The sequence below is a fragment of the Vallitalea longa genome, assembly GCF_027923465.1.
GTDB lineage: Bacteria > Bacillota > Clostridia > Lachnospirales > Vallitaleaceae > Vallitalea > Vallitalea longa.
This window is the reverse complement of the sequence record NZ_BRLB01000004.1, coordinates 95,715-119,096: the sequence shown is the minus strand read 5'-3', so window position 1 is coordinate 119,096 and position 23,382 is coordinate 95,715. Positions and strand designations below refer to the sequence as shown.

General features: G+C 28.8%; 32 protein-coding genes. All 32 read right to left on the bottom strand.

Annotated elements, in window-relative coordinates:
* Nucleotides 1–2: 2 nt before the first annotated feature.
* The 32 genes from QMG30_RS09935 to glyA all read right to left on the bottom strand — a co-directional run bounded on the left by QMG30_RS09935 (nt 3) and on the right by glyA (nt 23,359).
* A complete protein-coding gene (locus QMG30_RS09935) occupies nt 3–458 on the bottom strand; it encodes a hypothetical protein (protein ID WP_281815003.1) in 456 nt (151 codons plus the stop codon).
* Nucleotides 459–655: 197 nt separating this feature from the next.
* On the bottom strand, nt 656–1,138 hold the full coding sequence (locus QMG30_RS09930) for a methyltransferase family protein (RefSeq protein WP_281815001.1): 483 nt from the start codon (nt 1,136–1,138) through the stop codon (nt 656–658).
* Between the two features lie 18 nt (nt 1,139–1,156).
* Nucleotides 1,157–1,795, bottom strand: coding sequence for a carbon-nitrogen hydrolase family protein (locus tag QMG30_RS09925; protein WP_281814999.1), 639 nt, complete (start codon nt 1,793–1,795; stop codon nt 1,157–1,159).
* Between the two features lie 19 nt (nt 1,796–1,814).
* Nucleotides 1,815–2,525, bottom strand: a complete 711-nt coding sequence (locus tag QMG30_RS09920) for a GNAT family N-acetyltransferase (RefSeq protein ID WP_281814997.1) — start codon at nt 2,523–2,525, stop codon at nt 1,815–1,817.
* A 95-nt stretch (nt 2,526–2,620) separates the two neighbouring features.
* Entirely contained in the window at nt 2,621–3,394 is a 774-nt protein-coding gene (locus tag QMG30_RS09915) for a GNAT family N-acetyltransferase (protein WP_281814996.1), read from the bottom strand.
* 39 nt (nt 3,395–3,433) lie between these two features.
* Complete coding sequence (locus QMG30_RS09910; RefSeq protein WP_281814994.1) at nt 3,434–4,252, bottom strand: nitroreductase family protein; 819 nt, start codon at nt 4,250–4,252, stop codon at nt 3,434–3,436.
* Nucleotides 4,253–4,383: 131 nt separating this feature from the next.
* A complete protein-coding gene (locus QMG30_RS09905) occupies nt 4,384–4,998 on the bottom strand; it encodes a class I SAM-dependent methyltransferase (RefSeq protein WP_281814993.1) in 615 nt (204 codons plus the stop codon).
* A gap of 4 nt (nt 4,999–5,002) precedes the next feature.
* Nucleotides 5,003–5,764 carry a SagB/ThcOx family dehydrogenase gene (locus QMG30_RS09900; protein ID WP_281814992.1) on the bottom strand — a complete coding sequence of 254 codons (762 nt, stop codon included), beginning with the start codon at nt 5,762–5,764 and terminating at the stop codon, nt 5,003–5,005.
* A gap of 39 nt (nt 5,765–5,803) precedes the next feature.
* Entirely contained in the window at nt 5,804–6,283 is a 480-nt protein-coding gene (locus QMG30_RS09895; protein WP_281814991.1) for a GNAT family N-acetyltransferase, read from the bottom strand.
* A gap of 155 nt (nt 6,284–6,438) precedes the next feature.
* Nucleotides 6,439–7,065, bottom strand: a complete 627-nt coding sequence (locus tag QMG30_RS09890) for a class I SAM-dependent methyltransferase (RefSeq protein WP_281814989.1) — start codon at nt 7,063–7,065, stop codon at nt 6,439–6,441.
* A 100-nt stretch (nt 7,066–7,165) separates the two neighbouring features.
* On the bottom strand, nt 7,166–8,077 hold the full coding sequence (locus QMG30_RS09885) for a CPBP family intramembrane glutamic endopeptidase (RefSeq protein WP_281814987.1): 912 nt from the start codon (nt 8,075–8,077) through the stop codon (nt 7,166–7,168).
* 19 nt (nt 8,078–8,096) lie between these two features.
* A complete protein-coding gene (locus QMG30_RS09880; protein ID WP_281814985.1) occupies nt 8,097–8,654 on the bottom strand; it encodes a DNA-3-methyladenine glycosylase I in 558 nt (185 codons plus the stop codon).
* A gap of 48 nt (nt 8,655–8,702) precedes the next feature.
* A complete protein-coding gene (locus QMG30_RS09875; protein WP_281814984.1) occupies nt 8,703–9,260 on the bottom strand; it encodes an NUDIX hydrolase in 558 nt (185 codons plus the stop codon).
* 11 nt (nt 9,261–9,271) lie between these two features.
* Nucleotides 9,272–9,883, bottom strand: coding sequence for a CPBP family intramembrane glutamic endopeptidase (locus tag QMG30_RS09870; RefSeq protein WP_281814983.1), 612 nt, complete (start codon nt 9,881–9,883; stop codon nt 9,272–9,274).
* Between the two features lie 27 nt (nt 9,884–9,910).
* Nucleotides 9,911–11,029 carry an alpha/beta hydrolase gene (locus tag QMG30_RS09865; protein ID WP_281814980.1) on the bottom strand — a complete coding sequence of 373 codons (1,119 nt, stop codon included), beginning with the start codon at nt 11,027–11,029 and terminating at the stop codon, nt 9,911–9,913.
* An 83-nt stretch (nt 11,030–11,112) separates the two neighbouring features.
* Nucleotides 11,113–11,574 (bottom strand): GNAT family N-acetyltransferase, encoded by a 462-nt coding sequence (locus QMG30_RS09860; protein WP_281814978.1) that lies wholly within the window; start codon nt 11,572–11,574, stop codon nt 11,113–11,115.
* Nucleotides 11,575–11,654: 80 nt separating this feature from the next.
* The gene (locus QMG30_RS09855) at nt 11,655–12,131 is read right to left on the bottom strand and encodes a hypothetical protein (RefSeq protein WP_281814977.1); all 477 of its coding nucleotides are present in this window, start codon (nt 12,129–12,131) and stop codon (nt 11,655–11,657) included.
* Nucleotides 12,132–12,244: 113 nt separating this feature from the next.
* Nucleotides 12,245–12,967 (bottom strand): hypothetical protein, encoded by a 723-nt coding sequence (locus tag QMG30_RS09850; protein WP_281814975.1) that lies wholly within the window; start codon nt 12,965–12,967, stop codon nt 12,245–12,247.
* A 124-nt stretch (nt 12,968–13,091) separates the two neighbouring features.
* Entirely contained in the window at nt 13,092–13,556 is a 465-nt protein-coding gene (locus tag QMG30_RS09845; protein ID WP_281814973.1) for a VOC family protein, read from the bottom strand.
* Between the two features lie 133 nt (nt 13,557–13,689).
* Nucleotides 13,690–13,851: a hypothetical protein gene (locus QMG30_RS09840; protein WP_281814972.1), complete on the bottom strand. Its 162-nt coding sequence runs from the start codon at nt 13,849–13,851 to the stop codon at nt 13,690–13,692.
* A gap of 59 nt (nt 13,852–13,910) precedes the next feature.
* Nucleotides 13,911–14,255: a hypothetical protein gene (locus tag QMG30_RS09835; RefSeq protein ID WP_281814971.1), complete on the bottom strand. Its 345-nt coding sequence runs from the start codon at nt 14,253–14,255 to the stop codon at nt 13,911–13,913.
* 319 nt (nt 14,256–14,574) lie between these two features.
* Nucleotides 14,575–15,399: a class I SAM-dependent methyltransferase gene (locus QMG30_RS09830; protein ID WP_281814970.1), complete on the bottom strand. Its 825-nt coding sequence runs from the start codon at nt 15,397–15,399 to the stop codon at nt 14,575–14,577.
* Nucleotides 15,400–15,441: 42 nt separating this feature from the next.
* Nucleotides 15,442–16,158, bottom strand: coding sequence for an SAM-dependent methyltransferase (locus QMG30_RS09825; protein ID WP_281814969.1), 717 nt, complete (start codon nt 16,156–16,158; stop codon nt 15,442–15,444).
* A gap of 126 nt (nt 16,159–16,284) precedes the next feature.
* Complete coding sequence (locus tag QMG30_RS09820) at nt 16,285–16,833, bottom strand: GNAT family N-acetyltransferase (RefSeq protein WP_281814967.1); 549 nt, start codon at nt 16,831–16,833, stop codon at nt 16,285–16,287.
* Nucleotides 16,834–16,875: 42 nt separating this feature from the next.
* Entirely contained in the window at nt 16,876–17,448 is a 573-nt protein-coding gene (locus QMG30_RS09815) for a hypothetical protein (protein WP_281814966.1), read from the bottom strand.
* A gap of 220 nt (nt 17,449–17,668) precedes the next feature.
* Nucleotides 17,669–18,193: a P-loop nucleotide/nucleoside kinase family protein gene (locus QMG30_RS09810; RefSeq protein WP_281814965.1), complete on the bottom strand. Its 525-nt coding sequence runs from the start codon at nt 18,191–18,193 to the stop codon at nt 17,669–17,671.
* Between the two features lie 103 nt (nt 18,194–18,296).
* Nucleotides 18,297–19,073, bottom strand: a complete 777-nt coding sequence (locus QMG30_RS09805; RefSeq protein WP_281814963.1) for a sugar phosphate isomerase/epimerase family protein — start codon at nt 19,071–19,073, stop codon at nt 18,297–18,299.
* Between the two features lie 37 nt (nt 19,074–19,110).
* The gene (locus tag QMG30_RS09800; protein WP_281814961.1) at nt 19,111–19,632 is read right to left on the bottom strand and encodes a hypothetical protein; all 522 of its coding nucleotides are present in this window, start codon (nt 19,630–19,632) and stop codon (nt 19,111–19,113) included.
* A gap of 66 nt (nt 19,633–19,698) precedes the next feature.
* Nucleotides 19,699–20,142: a cytidine deaminase gene (locus tag QMG30_RS09795; RefSeq protein WP_281814960.1), complete on the bottom strand. Its 444-nt coding sequence runs from the start codon at nt 20,140–20,142 to the stop codon at nt 19,699–19,701.
* Between the two features lie 101 nt (nt 20,143–20,243).
* The gene (locus QMG30_RS09790) at nt 20,244–20,831 is read right to left on the bottom strand and encodes a DUF5104 domain-containing protein (RefSeq protein ID WP_281814959.1); all 588 of its coding nucleotides are present in this window, start codon (nt 20,829–20,831) and stop codon (nt 20,244–20,246) included.
* 213 nt (nt 20,832–21,044) lie between these two features.
* Nucleotides 21,045–21,890, bottom strand: a complete 846-nt coding sequence (locus QMG30_RS09785) for a hypothetical protein (protein ID WP_281814958.1) — start codon at nt 21,888–21,890, stop codon at nt 21,045–21,047.
* Nucleotides 21,891–22,126: 236 nt separating this feature from the next.
* The gene (glyA, locus tag QMG30_RS09780; RefSeq protein ID WP_281814957.1) at nt 22,127–23,359 is read right to left on the bottom strand and encodes a serine hydroxymethyltransferase; all 1,233 of its coding nucleotides are present in this window, start codon (nt 23,357–23,359) and stop codon (nt 22,127–22,129) included.
* Nucleotides 23,360–23,382 lie beyond the last annotated feature (23 nt).

The window sequence follows — 23,382 nt, the reverse complement described above, 5'->3', positions numbered from 1 at the left end:
TTTTATTTAATATTGTAATTATTAAGCCTATGCTTCTTCTCTAATACGAATTTTGCCGGTAAAAGGAAAAAACATATTATACATAAGCTATAGAGAAAATCTAACGATACTAATGACATATATGAACCGATAGTTGTAGTATCTGTTAGTGCATGCATTATAGTGATAAAATCAATTATAGCACAGATAAATCCAGATATCATAGTCACTTTTATCATTAAATCAAAAACAAATATACCTTTTTTTATCTCATTGTTACTAGATTTTTTATCCTTTTTAAAAATAATAGTTAAGGCACTTCTAAAATCTTTAAAACTTCCAGTTGCAAATAATAATGAAATGTTAAATCCAATTATTACTGTAAGTGTTGTAATATCAATAAAGTAACCTAAATCATTACTAATTAATATTTTGGTGATTAATATTATAATAGTAATTATAATACCTAATGCAAACATACAGTTCCCCCCTAATGTCAAATCTAAATCATATATAACTATACTTGTATAATTCAATATGATATATAGATGATTCCATCCAAATTAATGGATTATTCTACTATTTTATATGTAATACTAAAAATATACAACTGAATACTATTATACCAAATATATGATTAAAAATCTTAAGCAAACTTAAAAGATTGTTCCCTCCATTATTTTGGAAACCAAGGAATACAACGATTCACCTTTGACTTGTAAAGTAAATATTCTTCACCAAATACTTTCTCCAAAACATTCTCTTCTTTTCTGATAATTATACTTAAAAGCAACCAATAGATAAAAGGAAATATCAATAGTACCATATTATTTTGAAGAAATAATACTCCTGTAAATGCAATTGCAAAAGCTGAATATATGGGATTACGTACCCAAGCATAAATACCTGTTGTTACTAGTTTGTTCTTCACAATATTTTTATTGATTCTTGATACCAAAACAGCTTGTACCCATATGATAATTCCTAAGACAATTAATATGATTCCAAGAATAATTGATGGAATCTTCATCACATGAAATTGTCCAAATGAAAAACATTTTAATTTTCCAATATATATTGCACTAATTGTCAGTATCAATATAAGTATAACATATATTGGACCAACTCCGGAATGTGACATTTGTTTTTTGTTATTCATGATTTTACCTCCTAAGTTCTACGTAGTTATGTACTGTACCTCATGTAAATCCAAATCCACTATAACGCTTCTCACATCTGACTTACTTAAATATATTTCTTCACCATTCGTTCCATAAACATATGCTATTGGTATTGAGATACCACAGTTTCTATATGATCCATCGGCATGGCTCGTCCCTATTACATAGCAGTTGTATTTCTTAGCTAATCCTTGTGCTCTACAAGTCCATTCCGTATATTGTTCTTCACTGAACATACCGACTCCTATAGGATTAAATATTGCTTCCACACCACTGAAATCTATGTTGTCCAAAAATATTTCACAACATAACATATATCCCACCTTCAATCCCAACACATTGGTTATGGAAGGTTTTAATAATGGACCTTCAATAAGTGACTTCTTCCTTAGTAATACTTTATCTCCATTTTCATCTATCACTACTGCATGATCCTTTTCCGTAACACTATCCAAATAGCTAGAAAGAATTGGCTTACCATATTTTCGCGCAAGTATACATGCATCATACAATAACTTTTCATTAGCTATATAACCCTCTGGAAAAACAAGAATATCAAAATCATGATTTTCAATTTGAGACTTCAACAATTTTATATCTTCACTTCTATATGCTTGTGATATTAATATTTTCATATAATGTACAACTCCAATCCTATTTTGATATAGATATAACCCATTCTATACTTTTAAGTTTTAAATTCAAGCTTTCAGCTAATTTAATCGAACTACTGTTACTTTCTTCTACTAAATATATGGGTATTATATTATTCTTAACACACCAGTTTATACATGCTTTAACAACCTCTTTACCATATCCATGGCGTTTGTAATCATCATTAGTGAAAACTACTATGTTTCCTCCACCATTATATATGTCTGAAATAAAAGCTGTAGATGCTATTCTATTATATTTAATAATAACGAACTGTCTTTTTTCAAGTAAAATTGCTTTCTTTCTGATAATATAATCCTCTATATTGATATTTGTATTAAAACTTAGACTTCTAATAATATCTTCAGTTAATGTGTTAGCGACTGTATAATATTTTATACTTGTAATTTCATCAATTGAATACTTTCGCATTTTCCTTAATCTATAATAATTACCATTTTGATTGAGAACTTTAAATATACTGTATATAGATTCTATGGTTCCATCAAATTTATCCTTACATATGTTAAAGAATTCATAAGAACAGGAGCATACAATATATCGGTTATATTCTACAAAAATAATAGGATAAAGATACTTTCCATTTAAAGGCATTTCTCTGTATTCTGATTTAACAACTATAATATTTTTCATTATATTACTAGAATTGATACCTAAATATCCTAGATAATATTCATCAAATCTAAACATACATTCTCTCTTTCTTTTTTACTCAAATATTTTCTTAGAAATTGCAAGCAATAATTCAACTTCCTTTTCAACTAAATTGCAATCTTTATATGTTATTATTCAAAAATATTTACAGCATATGTTACATATTCTCTATCAAAATGATATCCTAATTTTTCAGCTAAAGCTACAGATGCCTTATTAGCTGCATCCCAACTGGGATAAATCCCTCTATCTAAGCATTCAAGTATTAACTTTGAAGCACATATATGTGCCAAACCTTTTCTACGATATTTTTTCTTTGTATCAATTTCAATCTCAATTCCCTTATCATATACAGTATAAGAAGAGGCTCCAGAGACAATTTTATCGTTATGAAGTATAACAAATCCGATTCCATATTTCTTATAATCATCATAAGTAGGAAATTGTGAACATAAATCCTCTAACCATGATTGTTTTAAAACTTGGTTATATAATTCTTCATCTATCTTTCTTATCTTATATTGTGAAGAGAGCTTTTCAACATTTGCACTCAATTTTGATATATCAAATACATCTTTTTCCTTCTTAATTGAATAACGCATAAATCGGTCGAATTTACCCGCATATTCCATCTCTATTAGATTTTCCCATTCATTGGTTGGTGGAATCATTAAAATATCCTGTGATGAATAATATTCTGGAATGTTATTTACAAGATCTTTATTAGGAATTCCTGATAAAAAACAAAAATCTCCTGTAATAATCTGAGCTGATTTTGGATTATCTATATTATCAGTCCACGCATCTCCCATATAACCTTGTAAGCATGACCATATAAGAGTATCTTCCCAACCATTAAATAAAGGGGCAATTTTATTCATTTCTTCTTTTTTTAAGTGATACATTTTTCATTCCTCCCTTGTCATATACTTAAAATAATATCTTTACCAATGATTCCAATGAACTTTAGAAGAATCATATCTTGGTAATATTGGTTTTTCTTCATCAGGATAACCTAATGCTATTAAGTTAACTGGTATAATCTTCTCTGGAAGCGAAAAACAACTGATTATATATTCATATGCACTACAAGTTTTTAACAAACCGATCCATGCCGAACCAACACCTAATCCGTACGCTGATAATAATATGTTTTGAGTTGCAGCAGAACAATCTTCTATAAGGAACTTATTGATACCTTCAACATTTTTATCCCCGCAAACTACTATACAACAAGTAGCTGTTTTGAATGTCTTATGATTACTATCATCTGCTATTTTATGCAAAAAAGCTGAATCATCTGATACAATAAAATGACAAGGCCTTTTCCCCTTAGCATTGGGTGCACAAAAACCAGATTCTAATAATATTTGTATTTTCTTTTTCTCTACTTTTCTGTCTGTAAATTGTCGTATAGTACTTCTTTCTCTAATTGCTTGTAATATATCAATTTTGCATTTAGGAACATCTAAACTAATTCTGTTACCTGAATTGTGTAACGCTACTTTATCTAAATCCATTTCAACATCAATCTCTAAATCACTTCCTACAAAACCCACCCTTTTTTGTAACATTTTATTAGCCATTAAGATATATTTACCATTACCTCTAGAGGTAAGCTTTTCTCTAAATTCTAAGTTGTTGATTGTACCAAACACCCTAATAGTACCTTTTTTTATATCAAATACTTTACTTGCATCAAATGGTATTTCAAAAAATGTAAATCTTCCACTTTTCTTTAATATCGCACTAAAAGATTTCATCTTGTGTTTCGCCCCCTCTATTTCCAACCTTACTATTTGTTTTTACTTATCTTTATAATATATCATTATATATCTGCAAAACAATAATCTTTTTAGTTTTATTTGTCCATTACTCTGAATCATTAATATTATTATTTTTTCAATAAAATATAATCTAAATACGCAGATTTATATTCTTCTCTTTCATTAATTTTTCTTCTAATTATTCTTTTTTCATTATATATAATATCAAATCCATGAAAAATTTTCTTGACTTCTTCATCTTTATAATGACAATAAATAACTTCTTCCCCATTCTCAATATTTCTGAATTCCCCATGTGCTATTTGAACACCTTTATCAAAAGTATCACAATCTTCACTTAAGAAATTAACATAACATAATCCACCATGTTTTAGTACTCTATAAAACTCTGCTAAAGCAACTGAAAAGTCGACTTTTCTCATATGTACAGATGTGTTATAAGAATACAAAAAACTAAAGAATTCATTTTTAAAATGGATATTAGTCATATCACCTTCAATGATATTTAAATCTATACTTTTCGAATTACAAAATTCATTAACCTTTTTTAGTTGTTCTTTACATATTTCAATTCCATAAGTTTCATATCCAAACTCATGAAATAATGAAAGTGGTGGGTTAGAACCACCTGCACCACAATCAAGTACAACCTTTTCAAGAGAACTTGCGTTGCAATATTTCAAAAAATTATATAATGGAAAAGCATTTATAAGATTATGCATAAATCTACCTTACTTCCCTTCCTACAACAGCCACATATATTACAAATTCATTATCACCATCAACTTTAACTATTTTGTCAATTGTACTTTGTTTATAAGCTGAAATGGCACAGCACCCACAACTTATTGCTTCTGATGCCAAATATAGATTTTGACATGCATGTCCAGCTTCTATTGCAATCATCTTATGGGATACAATAGAATATCTATATTCCATTATATACGGTATTGCTGTCCATATAAATGTAACAGCGCTATTATACATTTGATTGAATATTGCATTATCTATTTTTTCACCCAAATTCGATTTTGAGTCAATTAATACCAATTCATTAGTATAAGGCAAATATAGATATAACCCTTCTTGGATATCCCCTACCCTATTAATAAAGATATATGTATTTAGACAATATCTTCCTCCAGCAGATGGTATGGTCCTATGTAAGCTACCATCCTTATGTTTATTACCTCCACATGTTCCCCATACTAAATATGATAGTTCTTGAAATGATAAGAATTCATTACTAAAATGTCTTGTACTTTTTCTTCTTTCAATACATTCAGAAAGTGTTTTCTTACTGATTAGGTCCACTCCCTCTAGATCTAATTTTATTTTAATGTTATCATCATAATTCTTTTTTAAGTCTTGAAATTGTATTCCCAAACCCTCATTTGATTTTTGGGGATTCCATAAATTCCAATCGGGTTTCAGCATATTTCTTCCATTTTCAATAATAGAGTCCAAGTACTCTTTTGTAATTTTCATATTTTTACCTCCTCTATACAATGTTTGATTTTATCTAGCTTATTGGGTAATAAAATTCTTTTCCATTATTATAAATTTATAATCATTGCCCCTTATGTTCCATACTTGATCCTCAACAAACTCAAATCCTAGTTTTTCATATACACGTCTAGCTCTCTTATTAAAATCAGCAACTGCTATTCCAAGTTCATTAAATCCAAGTGTTTTTCTTCCATGTTCAATTATAGCCTTACAAAATGTCAATCCATGCCCTTGACCAGTTAAACTTGGTTTCATCTGTACACCAACAGCATAAAATAGTACTCCATCATCACCAACATCATAGAATTCGCAATTACCAACCAATTCATTCTTTTCATTATAAACCGAAAAGGCTTTATCTGAACCAGTTAAGCTTTTGATATTATCAATTTTTTCTTGTTGAATTGCATTATCATAAAAACTATATTCCCCTTCATAACTCCATGTTAAAAATTCTTGTGTATCACTTTCTGTTCTTATTCTTAATTCAAAATTCATATTTCTATCTTGTATAATGAACTAATAAGGAAACTCAATATACATTTTCCTTTCTTATTATTTTCTTCATAATTATATTGCGACACTGTAGATTATTTCACCTAACGTACCATATCCCTTACTAACTGAACAAAACCTTCAGATTAATATAATTTTTATATTGATTTTAGTATGCAAATATATGTAATAAATTCTTTACCATTAGGCAAACTAATATTTTCTTTACACTCTATATCCATATCCAGCATGTCAAAAATATCTTCTAATTCTTTTTCTATAACCTCTTTTGATATACTGGATAATACATTAAGTGAGCTCACTCCAGTATTACTCACGAATCGTCTATCATTACTTCTTTGTATGACGATATTTAATCTACTTATGTTCCTCATCATCTTCTTAATTTGACTCAAAACTCTATAACAATCAACATATTCTAAGAAAAGTGCACAAGAAATAAAATCAATTGTATCTATTTTCAAATCTTCTTCATTCATATCACAGCATATTAATTCTAAATCATAGTTTTTTGTTTTAAATCTACTTCTACATATATCTAAGTAACTCTTATTAATATCTACACCAATAACTTTTTTAGTTATTCTATCATCAATATGCTCGAAACAGTTACCACCTGTACATCCTAAAACTAATATCGACTTAGGCTTATATCTCTCTACATTCTTTTTAAATATTTTATTCAATTCTTGTAATTGATACACTGATGTATCTTTCATATGTCTTTCATAATCATCATGTGGTACAGTTAACCATGGATTCATTGGTTACTCCTTTCATAATTTCATTACTCGGAATATTTTATATTGTGATTTATATCATTCTTAGGAAAATTTCATCTTATTATTATGGAATCAAATAATATTATGACAATCTTTGTGTATCCATCATACTATTTCTATAAATTTTATATCCAACTATTATAATTCCAACTATTAAAATTACTGTCGCTAACAATCCACCTTCTGGTCCAAATGAACCTCCTGTTAATACATTGTTTCCAATAGTCTTTATTTGAAATATTGTACTACTTGTACTTGAAACTCCACTAACGTTAAATTCATATATATTACCTAACGCTAAATTCCAACCGAAATGACAACCCCAAACACCCCAAAGACAATCTTCACTTATTGCATATAAAGCAAAGAAAACACCTGATAAAAATATATTCATAAAAGATAATACAGTAACATTAGGAGTAAATAAATGTATCATTCCAAATACAATTGAAGTAGTAAATATAGCTAATGTAATATTATACTTTGCTCCTAATAGAGGTATCAACCACCCTCTAATACCTATCTCCTCTGAAACACTTTGAACAATCCATCCTGACACTATTAATACTATTCCTATGAATGTATTCATGTTTAAATTAATACCTTTTCTTATTTCTATTTGTATTGATCCTGTAAATAGCAATATAATAGTTATTACTGAAATTGCAAATATACCTATTAAAAAACCTATTAAAAATTTATATGATTTTTTATATCTAAATCCTAAAGTCCTAATTTTTCTTCTTTCAACAAACTTTACCCATGTAAAAAATACAATAATTTGAAAACCACATGTTATAATCCTTCTTAAAGATATATATTTTTTTTCAATATCTACAAATTGTAATATATACTTAGATATAAATCTACCTAAAACGAAACTTACAGTCCATAATACAAAAAAAATAAATATTATTAGAAATCCATTTGATAAAAATCTATTATACTCCAAGTTACCATACAAATTTTTTTGTTTCAATTTAGTAAAGTTCATTTAGTAAATCCTCTCCATTTTAAAGTTTCCTCTTCCAGCAATCTATCAAATGATCATCCACCATTCCTATTGCTTGCATATAGGCATACATAATAGTAGACCCCACAAATTTCATGCCTCTTCGTTTTAATTCCTTTGATAGCCTGTCACTTATTTCAGTATTCACTGGAACTTCTTCAAGACTTTTATATTGATTAACAATCGGCTTATTTCCAACAAAAGTCCATAAAAATGCATCAAAACTTCCAAATTCTTTCTGAATATCAAGAAACACTCTTGCATTAGTTCTTGCAGAATAAATCTTCAATTTATTACGAATGATTTTTTCATTATGGCGAAGTAATTCCAATTCTTCATCAGACATATCTGCAACCCTAACAGGGTCAAAGTTTTTAAAAGCTTCTCTATAACCTTCTCTTCTTTGTAGGATAGTAAACCAGTTTAAACCTGCCTGGGCCCCTTCCAATATCAGAAATTCAAACAGTATAAGGTCATCATGAACAGGGACACCCCATTCTTCATCATGATATTTTGCATATAGTTCTTGCCCCTCTTTAGATCCAAAACATCTTTTCATAATTTCACCTCTTTCTTATTTCTATCTTCGTCACTAGACTCTGTAATACTAAAGTTTACTGTCTATATTTTTCTTTATATAATTGATAATGTCATCTTGATATAATTCATATCTGTGTCTTGGTACTATCAAACCATTTTTCCACATTATATTTAATTCTTCAAAAGATATAAATTTTGCATCTACAACTTCTTCAGCTTGTAACTCTAAATCATCTAATACTACATCTTGCCTAGTGATATATGTATCTACGAATCTATCTTTTAGTCGAATTGTATGAATTAATAAAAGCTGTTCATTGCTGGCATTTATCCCCACTTCTTCTGACAATTCCCGTAAAGCACCAACCTTACTACTCTCACCACAAATAACAGAACCACCTGTACATTCCCATAATAACCCAAATGTTTTCTCTTGATGCCTTTGTGTAATTAATATCTCACCCTTGCTGTTAATCGTCCAAATATCGACCACAATATGATATTCACCCTCAGATATTGGTATACCTATAACATGAGTTTTATTTAGCTTAGCTCTATTTTCATCATATAGGTCCCATAATTCCATTATTTCATCTACTTTCCAACTTTTCTCTACAAATTTCACCTTAACAATTACTATATAAGATTAAACATTACTGCTATAGATGAAATAATATTACCTAAACCATGTATCATCCAACTTGATATAATTGAACCACCAGATTGCTCTTCATTAAACCATCCACTAACCCATCCTGATAAACCAGTTAATAAAATAATAATTATACTTCCGAATACTCCTGCAATCGAGTAAAAAAATATCCCATGCATTAATCCAAACAATAAGCCTTGAATGACATTTCCAATTCTGAATCCAAATTTGTTTATAAATCTTTTAGCTAAAAATCCCCTAAAGAAAATTTCCTCAGATAAACCTGTTTGGATAAAGGAAAATATTAATGCTGGAATTAAGGCAGAAACACCTTTACCTTCAAATTGTGATGTTGCATTATATGATGTATCAACAAACAACGGTAATATTCCAAATATTGTTATTAACGAGATTAACAGCATTATAAATATTGTTAGCACATATTTTTTCTTATCTTTAATAATTATTTTTCTTAATCCTATCCATTGCAGAAAAGAAGAATTTTTTCTATCGCTAATAATCCACCATAAAAATGGAATTATCGAAAGTATAATGACCTGAATAATAGCATTTATTAATAAACTAATACTTTCCATCTTATTACCTCTAACCTCTACATTTTTTCAATTTATATTTAATCGACCTTTTAATATTTCTTCTACAACTTCACAAAAATCTTTTGGATTATCTAAAAAGGGTAAATGTCCTGCTTTTTTTATTAAAAACATCTTTTTGTCAGGTGCTGTTATTGAGTTGAAATATTCCTCTATCATTATATGTGGTGGTATACAATCACTATCTCCCGAAATGAAATATACTGGAACTTGATAGTTCTTTGGATACTCATTTATATCAAAGTGAAAGAAAACATATTCATCTAACATAACACCATATTTGAAGCGATTGTCTAAATTACTATTTTTTAGAAGGAATTTCAAATCCCTTAGTGACATTTCGGATGAAGTAAAATATAACCACATTGTTTTAATAGGTGACATTTCATCACTACATGTAAGATATTGGGCTATGAGCTTACGCATTTTTATAAAATCCATCATAAATTCTTTATTAACATTTTTTTGTCGGGATATTTTATTCCAAGTATCTTGTAAGTTATTTATATATTCTATTTTACTATCTGATTGTGCCATATCTATTGCTGTTTTAAAAGCTAACTCTTCTCCCTTCATTGCATTGATACTTTGTCCAATACCAATATAAGCAGAAATCTTATCAGGATATTTCAAGCAATATTGTGTACCCAAAACAGTTCCCCATGAGTGACCCATGAGTATAATCTTCTTTTGTCCAAATCTATTGGATAAATATGATATTATTTCATCAATATCATTTATCATAATCTCAGGAGAGATATCCGTTTTATAATTCATGTGAGGATTTTCGAAAAAAGTCCTTCCACTACCACGTTGGTCCCAATTAACAAATGTGAAACTCTTTTCAAGGGTCTTCTGATAATAAGGTGCTATATAAGCATTGGGATTGCCCGGTCCACCATGTAAGAACAAAATTATTGGATTATTCTTATCCTTTCCTCGTATCTGTAAATATTGCTTAATCTTACCTATTTCAACATATAGATTTTGTTGCATTCCATTTTCAGTGGTGATTTTAATTCTATTTGCATTAATCCTTCTTGCTATAAAGATAATACAAATAATTATAACTATTAGTATTAAAATTGAAATAACTAGCCCTCTAACTAAATATAATACATTTTCCATAACTTACACCTTTCATAATTTTCTTCTTAAAATAAATATCCTGTAGATGACTAGTCAATATCATATAACGCAGCATATACTTACTATAGTAATTTTGTTTTCTTTTCAAATAACATGATCTTAACAGAACCATCCATATATTCTTTTACAATATTATACCCCATTTTTTTATAAAAGTAATGATTTCTCTTCTTATCCGCAGGGGTTTCTAAAGTCCACACAGTTGCATCTGGAAATTCATTTTCAATAACTCTAAGCGATTCTTGTCCTATTCCTCTATTCTCATAATCGGGAATGACACAAAGGCAATTAAGGTGATAGGTATTATCATTATTATCAGTTATACTAATGTTTCCAACTATTTTATTATCACACAATATATTATACATTATCTTTTTAGATATACTTTTCATCATATTTTCTTTTGCTATATTATATCCTGGACAATAGCCATACTTAATGAAATCTGAGTAGAAACATTTATTTCTTATACGAATTATTTCACAAGCATCATATACTTTAGCCCTTTCAAAACTAATATTCATGGTTACAACTCCCTTTAATTAATATATGTTATTATCATATATATTACAACTATTACTCTTACTTAATTAACCTATGTATATTAGTTTGATTTTAACTTAATGGGTATAAATGTTTCCATCTGTGCCCATCCTTGTGCTTTTATAATCTCTGATGGTGTAATAATATGTCCCATAGCATAATGATTCTTACGAATATCTAGTTCAAAAACATCTGAATTCTCAATATAACTCAATGCTTGGTTATATAACTTGCTATCCGTTTCTTCATCTCCATCTTTAAAAACATATGTTAAATAGTAACCCCCTTCAAAATCAACGACTTCATTTCCACCATCATCCATATCCTCACTCAATGCCCACCACCATACCATACCTTGTTTTTCTTCATCAAAAAACAAGAAATCTCTAGGCATAAAACTATCTCTTTTAGAAAGCTTAACTGAAGAAAAATACTTATCAAACTTTCCTAAAATACCATTTATTGAAAAGTCAGATTCCTTGTCTACGCCAGATGATGCTACTTTAAATGATGGTAATGATATTATTCTATACTCCATAAAAAATTCCCCCTTGTATTAAATTAATTAATAATTTCTTATATATAAGCATTGTGGTAATGCTATATTATTATAGGTATATCATTTCAATTGTTTACTACTTCCCAGACTAATTAAATAGGCAATACTGTGATAAGGTATCCTCCAGCAATTAAACTTACTATGTTTGCTACTAGAGAATATATAATAGCCCTTTTTTTATGCTCATTGATTAATATTGGGAACATAATCATTTCTGTCAAAAATACAAAAAACTCTCCAAAAATCAAAGTAAATATCAAATAACTTGACATTAGGGAACATACGTTATTCAACCAAATATTTAATGCACCCTGAGTTATTAAATTGATGACTATAAATACAATCCAACTTCTTTTTCTTCTAAAACCAAAAAGCCAAAAAATAATACCTTCAAGTAAAAGGGTAATCAACAACCGTATCGCCACTAAAATTACAGAACGAAATGGATATTCACCAGGTGTAAACTCTTGAGTAGACATATCTAGTGTTAACACTTTATTATATCTCTTTATAGGTTCATTGAATGTACATTCAAAACTCTCACCATTAGATGTAACTATGAATTTATAATTACCATTAACCCGCATGTCGGATGAATAAAAAACATAATAACCTTCCCATGCAACTCTCTTAACTTTTGCTTCTGATCTATTTTCACTTGAAACCAACACAATTGAAAGATCAGCTGGAGGATTATTGATAAGTATTACCAACGATGGTGGTTCAGCGGAATTTGCATATGTTGTAAGTGAAATCAATATCGTCATACTACATAATATAACTACCAATATGAAACATTTACAACTCTTTTTCATACTAACACACCTCCATTAAGTGCTCTTTATAACTCTATCTACTTAATTTGATAGTATTTTATTCATTATCAATCTAACATACTCATCTTAATCTCCTCCCTAGTGTATAATCATGCACTAAATACTATCCTCTTAACCAATTCTGAACTTCTACAAAATTTCCTTCTGGATCTTTTGCATACACTACAGTTAATAACCCCATTCCCTCATATTCTTTCTTAACAATCTCTCCAATCTGAGATCCTCCATGCTTGATTAGATTTTCAAGCACTTCCTCAACTGAATCGACATGAAATGCAATATGAGCAAAACCCTTGCAATTAATTGATTGTCTTCTTTTATTCTTGTCTTCTGGCTCATACTCAAAAATCTCAAGAGTTGGACCCGTTTCACTACCAGGAAGACGTAAATGTATACCTCTTACTCTCACACTATCTATTTCGGTTAATTTATCAATCCATTCACCAGATAAATCTCTTTCTGGTAGAACTGGCTCGCAATTAAATACTTTACAATAAAACTCTGCAAGTTTTTCCCAATCATCCGCAATTATATTAGTGTGGATGTACTTAATATTATTACCTCTCATAACTACACCTTCACTCCTTTTAATATTTTATACATTGATAGCTATTTACATAACTAGCCAACCATAACATACGATATTCTAGATATCAACAAGACACACAATGTTATTCTCTCTAAAAGTTTAAATTGTCTTATTAAGATTCGTCAGATGTTACATCTTTTCTATCATAATAATTATTTATCGTACTACTAGCATTATTACCAAACCCTTGCTTGGCAGGTGAAATTATAAAACCAAACACCATGCCCATAAAAAATGTTAATAGTGATAATGTAAAGATTTCTCTTTTTTTCATTTTTATTCTCCTCTCTATTAATTACAATACTATATATTCATTGGTACAATAACTACCAACTATTTAGTCACATTAAGAATGTATTCTTCTGTATCTCTACTATTTCTAAGAGTTATTGTTTTATCTCTATATTGATTTAACCTTAAGTCTAAATCATTTCTTCCTGTTTCATAATCGTATAAGGCTCTAAACATAAATTTTAGCATACGCAAACTTGGTCTATACAAACAATCTTCTAGACCTATTTTTTGCTTAATATATCTTGTGATAATTCTTTTCTTTCTAATTAGTATACTAGGTTGTAGATTGATGATGACTTCAGCCTTTTCCATACCTTCTCTAAATGATTTCCTACCAGCATCTTCAATTATCCATTGTTGCTTATTAATAAGTTGAGAAAACATTTCTTTTATTTCATCATCATATCTTCTAATATTGCCCCACTCTTTATTAGTCTTATCTTTTATATGTACTATTCCATCAAGATGAGTACAAGGAATACCTAAGACATTTGATAATTTTTTTGAAAAAATTGTTTTACCGCTTGCTACAGAACCAACAATATATATTTTATATCTATCACCATCTTTTTATTTCTATATTGATTCATTACCTTAAAATTAACTTATTATTATATAACTATTATATCTTATAATGTCACAACGTTTTTTATGTTCCTTACATTTTCAGAAATTATATCCGTTTAGTCACCTTTGATAGCACTTATTTTTCACAAAAAGCATATATAACCGGCATTTTTAAATAAATACCATCTTCTTTTGTGAATTCTTTTAATCCTTCATTAACATCTGCTTTAAAACTTTCTATTTGATTTTTCCCTAATTCTTTTATTTCATCTATTATACATCTAAATGCATTTGAATTCATCTCATTCCACCATTGTTCTTCATTTGTATATATAACATATGGTTGTTCTTCATGGACTCTAATATTCTTAAATTTACTTTCCTGTAGCACACTGATTATACTATTAACAGTATTGTATCTATCCCCAGTTAAAGTGGATTTTTTACTTATATATTTATCCGTTATATGCGTTAACCACTTTTGATCATTCTGTTCACCCCAAGTAGTGAAACTAAAACTTCCACCGTTTTTTAGTACTCTTGAAATATAATTTAATTTTTGTTCGCAGTAAAAAAGGGTTGAAATGAAAAAGCCAGAAATAATATAGTCAAAGGTTTCTTTAGCAAACGTCATATTCTTTACATCCATAATGTATACTTCTGTATTTATTATATTATTTTCTAATAACTCTCTATTGGTTTCATGAACCATTCTCTCTGATGAATCGATACCAACTATTTTTCCATTATTCCCTATTTTTTGAATAGCAGGAAACAAAGAAGCACCTCTACCCATACCGATATCTAGTAACAATCCGCCATCTTTTATGTTTGAAAGTTCAACTAATCGTTCTCCGAATTCATTCCAATAATTATGGCCTGCCTTACTAAATATAGGTGCAACGGTATCCCATATGTTAATTTGCTTTCGTTTCTCATTATTTTTTCTATCCTCACTCATACTTAATCTACTACCTTCCCCTATTTATTATTTAACTTTTTATTATTTTGTTTTATTACCCAAAATAGAAATTAAATTCATATATCTTCCATTATCTGTTTCAATCATAAGTTTATCTTGAATAGCATATTCATTATCAGTCATCAACCACTCCTGCCACGATTCCTCAAAACAATCCATTTCTCTTATTTTCTTTATCTTAAAATCATTTGATTTTAATAATAATTTTTCCCACCAAAAACAAGAATTCCATAATTTTAGTGCTTCTTCTTCCCAAAAAGGTTTCATTTCATCTGGAATGCAATTATGAATCTCGTATTTCATTCCAGGAACAGCGATAGCAATCAAGGCGTCTTTCTTTAAATACTTTGATAGATATGAATCAAAATATGTTTCATCACATCCAAAGTAATGGTATGCATCAATACTTATAACTGCATCAAAATAATCCTCTGCGAAAGGTAAACTCTTTGCATCTGCATGTATTGGTATGATTTGATCCTGTAAACCAATTTTTTCAAAACGTTTATAATTTTCACTAGCTGAAATCCATAAATCTACCGCAAATACTTGTACTCCATATTCTTTTGCCAAAAATATTGATGTAAGTCCTTTACCGCACCCCAAATCCAATACTCTCATATTGCTTGTTAACGGTACATCTTCCAATAAATTTTCCAGTACCATCATTGAATTAGGTCCCATCATATTCTCTTTAATGAATTTATCATTGTATTTCTTACTTTTTAAATGTTTCACAATAAATTCCTTTCCTTATACAATTTATCTTTTCTTGTAAGCACATTCTTCGAATAATAAATGCAATATGTATATTGGTATCTTATAAAATTCACCTTTAACATACTCAGGCTTTTCTATCATACTTTAATGATTTATAATATATTCTAATTGACAATCATATGGTTCTAGTTCAACTTGATGCTTATATAACCATTTTGCATCAATGCACCCCATCTTTGCATAAAATGCTTGTGTTTCTACAGAAGAATGCCCTGAAATATATATCTTACTTGCGCATAATATTCTAGCCTTTTTTATACAATTATGAAATAATACTTTACCTATTCCTCTGCCTCTAAAATCAAACGAAACTTGCAATTGCAATAATTGTATGTATTCGTTATTTTCTCCAATCAACGTTCCACTTAATGATGCAAAACCAATTAATTTATCATTTTCAAATGCCCCAAAAACTATTCCTTCGTTAAGTAAAGTTTCTTTTAACTCTAAAATAATATTTTGCTTTTTATTATAGTCCCAGTTTTCAATAAAACTTATATCTCTTATAACTTTTTTATTATCTTCAATACGCCATACTTTCGTTACTTTTTGATATCTCTTAAAATAATCTAACAAATTATTAGTGAAATCATTAATTTTTAATTCTCTAACCTTCATTTCTTGTTTGTCCATAACACTAAATCTCCTCAAATAATTAATCAATAATTACTATTCTTATTTATCTTTTATTTCCGTCAACGGCTCCATATCTTTTGTATAAATCAACTTCATAATCTCCTTTTTCTCTATTATCTTTGATTCTTTTAATTCTAAAGGACATATATACATTGTTAATTCTTCTACAGCAGAAATATCTACATCACATATAAATCTTGTTTGGAAAGTTTCAAATGTACCTGAATTCTTAACAAAACCTCCCGATTTATACTTATTGCCATTTTTATCTTTTAGATATACATTAAAAACAGGACTAGGTATATTCATTTTTTCATAATCATTATTTCTAAATAAAATACCAAACGAAATTTGCTTCAGTTCAGGAAGATAAACTATATCTGATAAGCTGATATGTAATTCTTCAATCTTTTTATCCTTCACTTCTATGATGAACTGTTTATCAAAATTAACATCTGGGTACTTTTCATATCTTTTATAAATATCATCAGGCAATATTACTACACTATCTAATCCATATTTTAACTTCAACATACTGCTATTGTTTATTATAAATAAACACATGATAATTATTGTTACACCTATAAATATAAGTATTATTCTTTTTTTCATATTTTCTCCTATCCTTGCACTCCATAACCCTTATCATTAATCATAATCCTAAAAGAATGTCCCCATCTCATTATTCTTTTTTATTCAAAATTACTATTCTTTTTTCTTGAACTTTATTTCTTAGCTACTAATATTCCACTATCTTTTTTAATTTCAATCTTTCCATTTTTATTAATCAGCATATCCAAATAAGTCAAACTAAACATACTAAAAATCTATTTTATTTATAAGTATTTATGATTTTATTGATCTCATTAAAACTTTCTTCAACAGATTTACTTGTATTGATTATATGTTCATCCTCAAAAGGATTTACATCCATCTTTTCATAATACTCCATTACATGCTCAATTGATTTAAAAGACTGATGTGGTAGAGGATTTTTGAGTCTTTCTTCATGTCTTCTTTTCCATACATCTATATCACAGTCTAAATAAAATTTTATAGTTTTGTTATCTTTAAAATCCAACCTATCAAAAAAATACTTTGCACTTTTTCTGTTACCAAGGGCAGTATCTATTATTATATCAGCATTTAGATTAATACTTCTCTGTATTATTTTCAATAGGATATCATAACAAATCGCATTTCTAATAGAACTTTCATCAATATTTCTACTACTTTTTAATACATCCAAAATATCATCTTTACAAAATATAGGAATTGACAATTTTTCCCCAAGCATATTGGCTAATGTTGTCTTACCAGTTGCCGCCTTTCCTCTGAAAATATATATAGTTCCCATTTTGATACTGCCTCCTTTTATAATAAACTTTTGTTATATCTATTAATATATAGTAACAGAAAAAAACAAAAGATAATTATAGAAACCACTTGCTTTTTTACAGTTAACTATTCAATAACATTCTTCTAAGTTCAATAGCTTTATTATATGCTTCCTTCACTAAAACTTTAGTATTTTTAAAACTAGTATAATCTGATAAAACTTCCATCAAGATAGGTTTATTGTAATCAATCTCTCTAAGATGTTTCATGACAGTTGAAAAATCAATAAATCCTTCTCCTGGAACAACATGATCAACAAATTCCTTAATTCTATCCGAGATATGTACTGCAATAATTCTATTACGATACTCTTCTAAAAGTTCAAATTTTCTTGGTCCATCTATCTGTGCATGAGTTGAATCATAACACATTCCAAAATAATTTTTATCCATAACATCAAGTGCTCTTTTTAAAACAATAGTGGCACCATCAGGATGTAGATTTTCCAAAGCAAATTTAATATTAAATCTTTTTGCGATATTCTCTAGTTCTGATGCTTTAGAAAGTAATATGTTTAACTTATCTTCAACTTCTGTCTCTCTTACGAAAAATGGACATGGATGAATAACTATTGTATCAGATTCTAATTTTCTAGCAGCATGTGCTATTATGTACAATGTATCAATGCAATTATTATCAGCTATTTGACAACCATGGATAGTATCAATCCTCATATTATATTTGTTTTTCAAAGTAATAATATGTTCTAAACTATTCAAAAGACCATTATGTTCATAATTGGAACTTAATGATATATGTTTGAACCCAACTTCATTTGCTAACTTAAATTGATCATCCAGTGACATAGTATAATCAAAACATGTAGATATTGAAACCAAAGTCATACCTCCTAGTATATTATATTAAGAATAACACTTATAACTGTTGTGGTTGGCTCTCAACAACATTATTATTGATATCATATATCGTGACAGAACCTATATTAACTGGTAAAATTATTACAAATGGTTTCTTATTTTCAATTTTAATTGTTTCAATTGAATTACCATTATCAATTTCTATTTTGCTTACTTGTTGCTTGTTCATAGAGATAAAAGCACGCTCATTGTAGCCTTTGATATAAATTTCTTGTATTCCTTCCATAACCCCTACTAAGGAACCACCACCTCTAAAAAAATATCCAAATGAAAAACCTGTGCGATTGACATATAAAGAGAATATGTGATTACTTAGACTTTCACTATAAAAAATCATTGCCGACATCGTATCTGTTGTATCTTTTGCTACCTGCCAATCATCAGGTACCTTTTGGCTAATTCTTGCATCCTTTTCAATATTTGATTTGTTAATTCCTATATCACCATTTATATACATTGCACAAAAACCTATAATGACTACAATAACTAACATACTTGCATATTTAAACCTTTTATTCATTTTTCACCTCGTAAACTAATCACTTTACTTTAACCTTTTATTCTAACTATATTAGAGAAACCCAAGTTAATCCCTCTCACTGTAATGTTCTAATTCTTCTTTTGGATAAGCTCCCGTCCAATGGTATGGTTGTAATTCTTTTAAGCATACAAATTTTAATTTATCATATTTCGTTGTAACAGCAACTTTTACATCTTCTCCCCAATAACGTAACCTTTCTTGACATACGCCACAAGGCGATAGTATCTTAAATGGAGATCTTTCATCATCCCTTACAACACAAAGGCAATGAGTAACTTTTTCGTTATATTTTTCTGCCTCACACATTGCTCCTGTTTCTATACAAACTTCTACACTAGCATTACATACTTCTAACGCCACGCTTATTAAATATTTATCTTTATGAGTATGAATTACTGCAGCACCTCCCCATCCTACTGGATATCGCTGTTTAATAAATTCAACTGCCCTTTTATACATTTCTTGTTCTATATCTATATTTTTATTCATAACTATTCCTCCCTATATTTCATTTGCCATGTCTATACTATATTAATTTTGTTTCCCATTCTTATCTATTTGATAATCATTAAACGAAATCCAAAACAAATTTAATCTAATTCATAGTCACCTATTTCCATACTATCAACATTAAGAAGTTCGATTTTCATATATTGTATACCTTCAAGAGATTTATCTTCATCATTTACAATTCCCCAATCATAGTTAATACTATAATAACGTCTTTCCATATCTGAATCTCCATCTGAATCACACAAGACAGCAATGTACGGAATATCTGGGTAAAGAGACCATTTTGTACATTTGCCAGAATCCCAACTTCTTTCACCACTTGCACTTGTATCAAGTTCAGATTTAGTATAAACATCACATTTTAAAAACTCAAAAGCTTCATCAATCTCATTCTCAAAATTAGTCTGACTACTTATCTGTTCACAAAATAATGCTTTCAATGCTTCTTTATCTGGTTCTGTAAAACATCTAATAATTTCGTTTGACATTTGTTCTATCTTTTCACTTTCTTCATTCATCAATTTCGTAAGGCGTGAACTTCTTGCAGTTTCATATACCGTATGTCCAATCTTTTCTCCTTCATCGTCGATAAATTCTTTAACATTTGAACAAGATGTCAACAAGCAAACGATTAAAAATGATAATACTATAAATAAATTTTTCATTCTAAAACACATACTATGAAATCCCCATTTCTAATGAATACTCTGCCATTAGCTAAATAAATTCAACTAACGTTTCCTTATTTCGACTTTCTTGCCCCTACCCAAGCAAAGTCCTTACTTCTGGTATTTCTTACACAATACCTTTTAAATAGACTCTTTTAAATAATTATACTATATCATAACAATATAATAAACAATCAACTAAATTTTCTTCTATAAATTTTCTTTTTCTTCATACTCAGAAACAAGTTTCCAGAAATTTTCTTCATATTTTTCTAAACGTTTTTTATCTTTCTTTGAATCCAAATAAGGTTTGCGTTTACCAATTACTAAAACATCTAAATTTTTATCATTATGCTCAATTGGACTATCTAATTCTATATATGGGGCAAACACTGTTGATGAAACATTCTTAAGTTTAGCAGTTAGCAATGCTACTTGCTCAGTTGGAAATAAATTAGTTGGAAATTCCAATTCTTCTAGATTTTCAATATTGACTAATGGAGTAATATCATTATCTTCTATTTTTTTAGCGGAAAAAGTTAAACTTCTAAGTTTCTTACATTTTGTGAGTGGTTTTAATGATAAGAGAATATAAGTACTCCAAAGAATATTACCAAAATTCAATTCTTCTAACATAGGAGCAAGATGAATTTCTTCTAATGTATGCATTCTAGTGAAATCATCAAATGCTAATCCTTTCAAACAAGTATTTTTTGATAAATCCCACAAATGAGTTACACGTTGATTCCAATAAAACATTATATATTCAACATCAGTCAATTGTTCTAAACAACTGAAATCAGTAACTAGTGAGCATTTCCAAAAATAAATTATTTTGAACTGCTGCCCATATTTGTTTACAAAATATTCAAAAGTCTCTTGTGTCAAACCACGTATTTGTATTTCTATCTTATTGGGATATTTTTTAATTTCGTCTATTTCTTCATAAGATATTTGATTCCCCGATATTTCTATTAATGTTAAACATTTTTCATCAACTTGGTCCCCCCGTGAAGACCATTGAAGATAGTAATCTAATCCTTTATTTTCAATCATTTCTTTTCACCTCTATTAATAAAATATATTCCTATTGAAAATCTTATAATAATAACTATAGATTTCTATATTATTATCATACTATTTTTAGTATTTATTCCTTTTTTATACGATAATATAATTTGTACGCGTTATAATAATTTAGGATTATTAAACTCTACTACTTAATGTTCTATACAGAAAAAGTGCTTAGTAATATTAAATCAATTATTACTAAGCACTTTTTTATTATAATATTAATAAAGTGGATATTTTGCTACTAGTTCTTTAACTAGATCCTTAGCTTTTTCTTTATTGTTTTCAAAATCAGAAAGAGTTAAGTATATTATCTCTGCAATTGTATCCATATCTTGTTCTTTCATACCTCTTGTTGTAACAGCAGGAGTTCCGAGTCTGATTCCGCTAGTTACGAATGGGCTCTTAGGATCAAATGGTACAGTGTTTTTATTACATGTCACTGATACTTCATCAAGTTGTTTTTCTGCGAGTTTACCAGTTAAATCCATATTTTGAAGATCTACAAGTAGTAAGTGGTTATCTGTACCTCCTGATACCAGGTTGAATCCTCTTTTTGTCAAGCCTTCTGCAAGAGCTTTGGCATTATCTAATATTTGTTGTTGATATACCTTAAAGTCTTCTGATAGGGCTTCTTTGAAACTTACAGCTTTGGCTGCGATTACATGCATTAATGGACCGCCTTGGATTCCTGGGAATATGGCTTTATCTATCATTTTAGCATATTTTTCAGGACATAAGATTAAGCCACCTCTTGGTCCTCTCAATGTTTTATGGGTTGTTGATGTAACAAAATCTGCATAAGGTACTGGACTTGGATGTAATCCTGTAGCTACTAACCCAGCAATATGAGCCATATCAACCATAAGATATGCATCTACTTCATCAGCAATCTCTCTGAATTTCTTGAAGTCTATTGTTCTAGCATAAGCACTTGCACCAGCAATAATTAATTTTGGTTTGCTTTCTTTAGCTATTTTCAATACTTCGTCATAATCAATATATCCGTTTTTATCTACTCCGTAAGGAACAATATTATATTGTTTTCCTGATATGTTTACTGGACTTCCATGAGTTAGATGTCCACCATGAGATAAGTTCATTCCCATTATTGTATCACCTGGGTTAAGGACCGCAAAATAAACTGCTAAATTAGCATTAGCTCCTGAGTGAGGTTGTACATTAGCATGTTCTGCTCCAAAAAGTTCTTTTACTCTATCTCTTGCTAAATCTTCTGCTATGTCAACACATTCACAACCACCATAATATCTTTTACCTGGATAACCTTCAGCATATTTATTAGTCAACTGACTTCCCATTGCTGCTAATACTGCTTTTGACACGAAATTCTCTGATGCGATAAGTTCTATGTTATTTCTCTGTCTGTTTATTTCCTTGTCCAGTGTACTGGCTAATTCTGGATCAACATTTTTAACTTCATCAAATGTATACATCTACATACCTCCAAATTTTCACA

What these genes read in the sequence shown, in the direction of transcription:
- QMG30_RS09935 (WP_281815003.1), bottom strand. Translation starts at nt 458, where the DNA reads ATGTTTGCATTAGGTATTATAATTACTATTATAATATTAATCACCAAA.
- QMG30_RS09930 (WP_281815001.1), bottom strand. Translation starts at nt 1,138, where the DNA reads ATGAATAACAAAAAACAAATGTCACATTCCGGAGTTGGTCCAATATAT.
- QMG30_RS09925 (WP_281814999.1), bottom strand. Translation starts at nt 1,795, where the DNA reads ATGAAAATATTAATATCACAAGCATATAGAAGTGAAGATATAAAATTG.
- QMG30_RS09920 (WP_281814997.1), bottom strand. Translation starts at nt 2,525, where the DNA reads ATGTTTAGATTTGATGAATATTATCTAGGATATTTAGGTATCAATTCT.
- QMG30_RS09915 (WP_281814996.1), bottom strand. Translation starts at nt 3,394, where the DNA reads ATGTATCACTTAAAAAAAGAAGAAATGAATAAAATTGCCCCTTTATTT.
- QMG30_RS09910 (WP_281814994.1), bottom strand. Translation starts at nt 4,252, where the DNA reads ATGAAATCTTTTAGTGCGATATTAAAGAAAAGTGGAAGATTTACATTT.
- QMG30_RS09905 (WP_281814993.1), bottom strand. Translation starts at nt 4,998, where the DNA reads ATGCATAATCTTATAAATGCTTTTCCATTATATAATTTTTTGAAATAT.
- QMG30_RS09900 (WP_281814992.1), bottom strand. Translation starts at nt 5,764, where the DNA reads ATGAAAATTACAAAAGAGTACTTGGACTCTATTATTGAAAATGGAAGA.
- QMG30_RS09895 (WP_281814991.1), bottom strand. Translation starts at nt 6,283, where the DNA reads ATGAATTTTGAATTAAGAATAAGAACAGAAAGTGATACACAAGAATTT.
- QMG30_RS09890 (WP_281814989.1), bottom strand. Translation starts at nt 7,065, where the DNA reads ATGAATCCATGGTTAACTGTACCACATGATGATTATGAAAGACATATG.
- QMG30_RS09885 (WP_281814987.1), bottom strand. Translation starts at nt 8,077, where the DNA reads ATGAACTTTACTAAATTGAAACAAAAAAATTTGTATGGTAACTTGGAG.
- QMG30_RS09880 (WP_281814985.1), bottom strand. Translation starts at nt 8,654, where the DNA reads ATGAAAAGATGTTTTGGATCTAAAGAGGGGCAAGAACTATATGCAAAA.
- QMG30_RS09870 (WP_281814983.1), bottom strand. Translation starts at nt 9,883, where the DNA reads ATGGAAAGTATTAGTTTATTAATAAATGCTATTATTCAGGTCATTATA.
- QMG30_RS09865 (WP_281814980.1), bottom strand. Translation starts at nt 11,029, where the DNA reads ATGGAAAATGTATTATATTTAGTTAGAGGGCTAGTTATTTCAATTTTA.
- QMG30_RS09860 (WP_281814978.1), bottom strand. Translation starts at nt 11,574, where the DNA reads ATGAATATTAGTTTTGAAAGGGCTAAAGTATATGATGCTTGTGAAATA.
- QMG30_RS09855 (WP_281814977.1), bottom strand. Translation starts at nt 12,131, where the DNA reads ATGGAGTATAGAATAATATCATTACCATCATTTAAAGTAGCATCATCT.
- QMG30_RS09850 (WP_281814975.1), bottom strand. Translation starts at nt 12,967, where the DNA reads ATGAAAAAGAGTTGTAAATGTTTCATATTGGTAGTTATATTATGTAGT.
- QMG30_RS09845 (WP_281814973.1), bottom strand. Translation starts at nt 13,556, where the DNA reads ATGAGAGGTAATAATATTAAGTACATCCACACTAATATAATTGCGGAT.
- QMG30_RS09840 (WP_281814972.1), bottom strand. Translation starts at nt 13,851, where the DNA reads ATGAAAAAAAGAGAAATCTTTACATTATCACTATTAACATTTTTTATG.
- QMG30_RS09835 (WP_281814971.1), bottom strand. Translation starts at nt 14,255, where the DNA reads ATGTTTTCTCAACTTATTAATAAGCAACAATGGATAATTGAAGATGCT.
- QMG30_RS09830 (WP_281814970.1), bottom strand. Translation starts at nt 15,399, where the DNA reads ATGAGTGAGGATAGAAAAAATAATGAGAAACGAAAGCAAATTAACATA.
- QMG30_RS09820 (WP_281814967.1), bottom strand. Translation starts at nt 16,833, where the DNA reads ATGGACAAACAAGAAATGAAGGTTAGAGAATTAAAAATTAATGATTTC.
- QMG30_RS09815 (WP_281814966.1), bottom strand. Translation starts at nt 17,448, where the DNA reads ATGAAAAAAAGAATAATACTTATATTTATAGGTGTAACAATAATTATC.
- QMG30_RS09810 (WP_281814965.1), bottom strand. Translation starts at nt 18,193, where the DNA reads ATGGGAACTATATATATTTTCAGAGGAAAGGCGGCAACTGGTAAGACA.
- QMG30_RS09800 (WP_281814961.1), bottom strand. Translation starts at nt 19,632, where the DNA reads ATGAATAAAAGGTTTAAATATGCAAGTATGTTAGTTATTGTAGTCATT.
- QMG30_RS09795 (WP_281814960.1), bottom strand. Translation starts at nt 20,142, where the DNA reads ATGAATAAAAATATAGATATAGAACAAGAAATGTATAAAAGGGCAGTT.
- QMG30_RS09790 (WP_281814959.1), bottom strand. Translation starts at nt 20,831, where the DNA reads ATGAAAAATTTATTTATAGTATTATCATTTTTAATCGTTTGCTTGTTG.
- QMG30_RS09785 (WP_281814958.1), bottom strand. Translation starts at nt 21,890, where the DNA reads ATGATTGAAAATAAAGGATTAGATTACTATCTTCAATGGTCTTCACGG.
- glyA (WP_281814957.1), bottom strand. Translation starts at nt 23,359, where the DNA reads ATGTATACATTTGATGAAGTTAAAAATGTTGATCCAGAATTAGCCAGT.